The sequence below is a fragment of the Mesorhizobium sp. M7A.F.Ca.CA.001.10.2.1 genome, from assembly GCF_003998575.1.
In the GTDB taxonomy this organism is placed as follows: domain Bacteria; phylum Pseudomonadota; class Alphaproteobacteria; order Rhizobiales; family Rhizobiaceae; genus Mesorhizobium.
Map to the genome: position 1 here is coordinate 1 of NZ_RZQY01000463.1, position 4,809 is coordinate 4,809.

Annotated in this window: 5 protein-coding genes and 1 pseudogene; 4 read left to right on the forward strand and 2 right to left on the reverse strand. The window is 62.3% G+C overall.

Translation table 11 applies throughout. The features are described from left to right. Window positions 1-193: pseudogene (locus EN964_RS24795) on the reverse strand (hypothetical protein); the annotation flags it as partial. A 145-nt stretch (window positions 194-338) separates the two neighbouring features. Next, complete coding sequence (locus EN964_RS24800; RefSeq protein WP_127268418.1) at window positions 339-1,232, reverse strand: branched-chain amino acid aminotransferase; 894 nt, start codon at window positions 1,230-1,232, stop codon at window positions 339-341. 246 nt (window positions 1,233-1,478) lie between these two features. Here EN964_RS24800 and EN964_RS24805 point away from each other — a divergent pair, with 246 nt between their 5' ends. The 4 genes from EN964_RS24805 to EN964_RS24820 all read left to right on the forward strand — a co-directional run. Next, window positions 1,479-2,012 (forward strand): MarR family winged helix-turn-helix transcriptional regulator, encoded by a 534-nt coding sequence (locus tag EN964_RS24805; RefSeq protein WP_027039379.1) that lies wholly within the window; start codon window positions 1,479-1,481, stop codon window positions 2,010-2,012. Then, a complete protein-coding gene (locus tag EN964_RS24810) occupies window positions 1,999-2,718 on the forward strand; it encodes a response regulator (protein ID WP_127276835.1) in 720 nt (239 codons plus the stop codon). The genes EN964_RS24805 and EN964_RS24810 overlap by 14 nt, the downstream gene beginning before the upstream one ends. A 49-nt stretch (window positions 2,719-2,767) precedes the next feature. Further along, window positions 2,768-4,183: an ATP-binding protein gene (locus tag EN964_RS24815; protein WP_127268417.1), complete on the forward strand. Its 1,416-nt coding sequence runs from the start codon at window positions 2,768-2,770 to the stop codon at window positions 4,181-4,183. A gap of 219 nt (window positions 4,184-4,402) precedes the next feature. Then, the coding region (locus EN964_RS24820; protein WP_164775972.1) for a glycosyltransferase at window positions 4,403-4,809 on the forward strand (407 nt) is incomplete at its 3' end.

Genomic DNA, 4,809 nt, shown 5'->3' on the forward strand with positions numbered 1-4,809 from the left:
CCGCCGGATCGACCGCACCGCCACCCAGCAGGCTGCCGAGGATCGCCGCACCGCCGACGCCGCCAATGGCTCCGCCCAGGATTTTGGGAAGCTGACCCATCGCCGCCGTCTTGAGCGCCGCACCGACCGCCTGACCACCGATGACGCCAGTAATCACCTGTATGATGATCGGAAGAAGCGTGTTCATGTCCATATGATTAGTCCCTCCATAGCTGTCAGCCTCCCGGGCCGACACCATCATGAGACGCCGAATTGGACGAAAGTCAAATGCAGAAACGCTGAAATAAAAGGGGCGGCCCGAAAACCGCCCCTACTTCCTAAAAAAGCTGTGACTTTCGTTATTCTGCGGCGATCGCGTGCTTGGGCTGAACGGCCGCAGAATAGTCATTCATAAGATTCTTGGCTATTTCGCCGACCTCGAATCGGTAAGGCCCGATCTCGGAAACCGGCGTCACTTCCGCCGCCGTCCCGGTCAGGAAGCACTGCTCGAAGCTTTCCAGCTCTTCCGGCAGGATGGCGCGTTCAATCACCTCCAGGCCGCGATCCTTGGCCAGCCCAATGACCGTGCGGCGGGTGATGCCGTCGAGGAAGCAGTCAGGCTTGGGTGTGTGGATCTTGCCCTCCTTGACGAAGAAGATGTTGGCTCCGGTCGCTTCGGCGACCTGGCCACGCCAGTCGAGCATCATGGCGTCGGCATAGCCCTTGGCCTCGGCGGCGTGCTTGGACATGGTGCAGATCATGTAGAGGCCGGCTGCCTTCGACCTGGAAGGCGCGGTGCGCGGGTCGGGCCGGCGCCATTCCGCCACATCGAGACGGATGCCTTTCAGCTTCTGCGCAGGATCGAAATAGCTCGGCCATTGCCAGATGGCGATGGCACAGTTGATGCGGTTGTTCTGCGCCGAGACGCCCATCTGCTCACTGCCGCGCCAGGCAATCGGCCGGACATAGGCGTCCTGGAAACCCTGCTTCTTGAGAAGCGTGGATGAGGCGTCGTTGAGCTCGGCCACCGTATAGGGGATATTGAAACCGAGCAGGCGTGCCGATTCATGCAGGCGCTCGGTGTGTTCGTTGAGCTTGAAGATCTCGCCGCCATAGGCGCGTTCTCCCTCGAAAACGGCGCTGGCGTAATGCAGCCCGTGCGTCAGCACATGGATCTTGGCGTCACCCCATTGGACGAATTCGCCGTTCATCCAGATGGAGCCATCGAGTTGATCGAAGGGAACGGATGCCATGGTAACCTCCCACGGGCGGCAGCCCGGATACTTGTATCGTTGTGTGTTTCGTGTCGGCCGCCCAAAGCGGCTTTTATGGTGGAGCGTAAGCGGATAATTGCGCTCTGGCAAACTCAGGAAATTCCGGAAAAACCGGCTTCCCTTGCCTTTTCGTTCGCAATCCGCCCAAAAGCTTGTCAAAAATTACCATTGCAGGGAAATTACGTCAATAGTACTGACATAATCTCTCTTTCCCACGGAGAAATAATGACGGATCGAAGCCCAGCCGCCGGAAAACCGATCAGGACCGCGATGTCGGTCGAGGACGGCATCGACTTCGCCATTATCGAGCTGCTCTTCTTTGCCTATCGTGACTTCACCTCCGATCCGGACCAGATCCTGGCCGACTACGGCTTTGGCCGGGCCCACCACCGGGTGCTGCATTTCGTCAACCGCAGGCCGGGCCTGACGGTCGCCGAACTGCTCGACGTGCTGAAGATCACCAAACAGAGCCTGGCCCGTGTGCTCAAGCAGTTGATCGACACCGACCATGTCGTGCAGTTGCAAGGTCCGCGCGACCGCCGACAGCGCGAACTTTATCCGACCGCCAAGGGCCGTGCGCTGGCGCTGGCGCTGGCGCGGCCACAGTCGCGCCGCATCCATGCTGCATTGGGGGATTCCGGAGTAACCGAACGGACCTTGGTGGAACGGTTCCTCGAAGCGATGGTCAATCCGGAACTGAGGGCGCAGATCGACGTTGGGTCCGCAAAAATGTCAGGGAAAAGCCATGGAGAGCACTGAACGGGTCGATCACGCGGCCGCGCCGGACGACGACGCGCCGCATCTGCTTGTCGTCGACGACGACACCCGCATCCGCAATCTTCTCAAGCAGTATCTGACCGAAAACGGCTTTCGCGTCACCGTCGCCGGCAATGCCGGCGAAGCCAGGCGCAAGCTTGCCGGCCTCGACTTCGACCTTCTGGTGCTGGACGTCATGATGCCCGGTGAAACGGGCGTCGACCTGACCAAGTCGCTGCGAGCCGAAAAGAACGTACCGATCCTGATGCTGACGGCCCTGTCGGAGACCGACAGCCGCATCTCAGGGCTTGAGGCCGGCGCCGACGACTACCTGCCGAAGCCGTTCGATCCGCGCGAGCTGATCCTGCGCATCAACAACATTCTTCGCCGTGGTGGCCCGGCGACCACGCCCAAGGTCGAGCAGTTGGTCCTCGGCCCCTACACCTTCCAGATCGCCCGGCGCGAGTTGAAGCGTGGCGGCGAGGCGCTGAAGCTGACCGACCGCGAGCAGGAGATCCTGGCGATCTTCGCGGCAAGGGCCGGCGAGACGATACCCCGCCACGAGCTTGTCGGTGACGATTCGGAGGTCGGCGAGCGCACCATCGACGTCCAGATCAACCGGCTGCGCCGCAAGATCGAGCGCGATCCGTCCAACCCGGTCTGGCTGCAGACCGTGCGCGGTATTGGGTATCGGCTCAGCGTGGAATAGAATGCCGCCTGCGGCCTGCTGAGCGGCTGCGGGCAAGCGAAATGAGCGAATGGCAACCACGGAACTGGAACAGCCGGGCAATGGCGGCTTGAGCGTACGCGCCGCGCGGACGCTGAAGGCGGTGCCGCGCGCCTGGAACCGCTTCTGGCGCCTCGTCTCGCTGTATATGCCCAAGCGGCTCTATGCCCGCTCGCTGATCATCGTCATCGCGCCGATGATCCTGCTGCAATCGGTCGTCGCCTTCGTCTTCATGGAACGTCATTGGGCAACCGTGACGCAGCGCCTGTCGCAGGCCACCGTGCGCGACATCGCCGCCATCATCGACCTGATCGAAACCTATCCGCGCGATGCCGACTACACCAACATCATACGCATCGCCCAGGACCGCATGCAGTTGAAGGTCGACCTCTTGCCGCCCGACCCGCTGCCCGCGCCTGGCCCAAAACCGTTTTTCTCGATTTTGGATGATGTTCTCTCGTCGGAGATCACCCGCCAGATCAACCGCCCGTTCTGGATCGACACGGTCGGCAACTCCAACATCGTCGAGGTGCGCGTGCAGCTCGAGGGCAAGGTGCTGCGCGTCTTCGTGCGCCGCAGCCAGGCCTATGCCTCCAACACCCACATCTTCCTTATCTGGATGGTCGGCACCTCGCTGGTGCTCCTGATGATCGCCATTCCCTTCCTGCGCAACCAGATCCGGCCGATCCTGATGCTTGCCGAAGCCGCCGAAAGTTTCGGCAAGGGCCGGCCGATGCCGCGTGACTTCCGGCCCCGCGGCGCCGAGGAGGTTCGCCGCGCCGGCTTTGCCTTCATGCAGATGCGCGAACGCATCGAGCGCCAGATCGAGCAGCGCACCGCCATGCTGACCGGCGTCAGTCATGACCTGCGAACCATCCTCACCCGCTTCAAGCTGCAGTTGGCGCTTTCCGGCGGCAAGGCCGAGACCAAGGCCGCGCTCGACCAGGACATCGACGACATGCAGTCGATGCTCGAAGGCTATCTCGCCTTTGCCCGTGGCGAGGCTTCGGAAGACGCCGGACGGTTCGATCTCGAGGCCTATTTCGAAAAGCTCGGCGAGGAAGCCAGGCTGCGCAAGCGCAAGCTGTCGACGACGCTTGCCGGAGACCCCGATGTGCATGTGCGGCCGAACGCCTTTGCCCGATTGATGTCCAACGTCATCGGCAACGCCTTCCGCTATGCCAAGACGGTGGAAGTCAACGCCACCCATGGCCGCGGCTCGCTGCTGGTCACCATCGACGACGATGGTCCGGGCATTCCCGCCGACCGGCGCGAAGACGTCTTCAAACCCTTCGTGCGGCTCGACGAAGCCCGCAACCTCGATGCCAGCGGCACCGGGCTCGGCCTGTCGATCGCCCGCGACATCGCCCGTTCCCATGGCGGCGACATCACCCTTGAAGACAGCCCGCTCGGCGGACTGCGCGCTATCATCAAGGTTCCCGCATAACCGGCACGATACCGAAAGTGGAAACAGGCTTCATCCGCCCGTCATGAAACCATGATCAAGAACGCGCATGAAGCGCGCGACCTCAATTGATTCGACCTTGCCGCCTCACTTCGACCCCGTGCCCGTCCGGGTGCGCTGGAGCGAAGCGAGAGCAGCGGTCTGGTCGCCGTTCCGGCATCGTCTCAAGGCAACCGTCGACCTTTCCTGCAAAGGGCCGCCATGCGCATATTGATGGTCACCGATGCCTGGCGGCCGCAGGTTAACGGCGTTGTCCACACGCTGGAGCGGCTCACCGAGACGCTGAAATCCTTCGATGTCGCCGTGGATTTCCTGACGCCGAACATCTTTCGCACCCTGCCCTTGCCGACCTATCCCGACATCAGGCTGGCGCTGACCACGCCCGGCCATGTCGCGCGCCTGATCGACGCAGGCAAGGCCGACCACATCCACATCGTCACCGAAGGGCCGCTCGGCATCATGGCGCGGCGCTATTGCCGCAATGCCGGCCGGCCGTTCACCACCAGCTATCACACACGCTTCCCCGAATATCTCAGCGCACGGCTGCCAGTGCCGGAAAGCTGGGCCTATCGCTGGCTGCGCGATTTCCACAATTCCGGCCAAGGCAC

What these genes read in the sequence shown, in the direction of transcription:
- EN964_RS24800 (WP_127268418.1), bottom strand. Translation starts at nt 1,232, where the DNA reads ATGGCATCCGTTCCCTTCGATCAACTCGATGGCTCCATCTGGATGAAC.
- EN964_RS24805 (WP_027039379.1), top strand. Translation starts at nt 1,479, where the DNA reads ATGACGGATCGAAGCCCAGCCGCCGGAAAACCGATCAGGACCGCGATG.
- EN964_RS24810 (WP_127276835.1), top strand. Translation starts at nt 1,999, where the DNA reads ATGGAGAGCACTGAACGGGTCGATCACGCGGCCGCGCCGGACGACGAC.
- EN964_RS24815 (WP_127268417.1), top strand. Translation starts at nt 2,768, where the DNA reads ATGGCAACCACGGAACTGGAACAGCCGGGCAATGGCGGCTTGAGCGTA.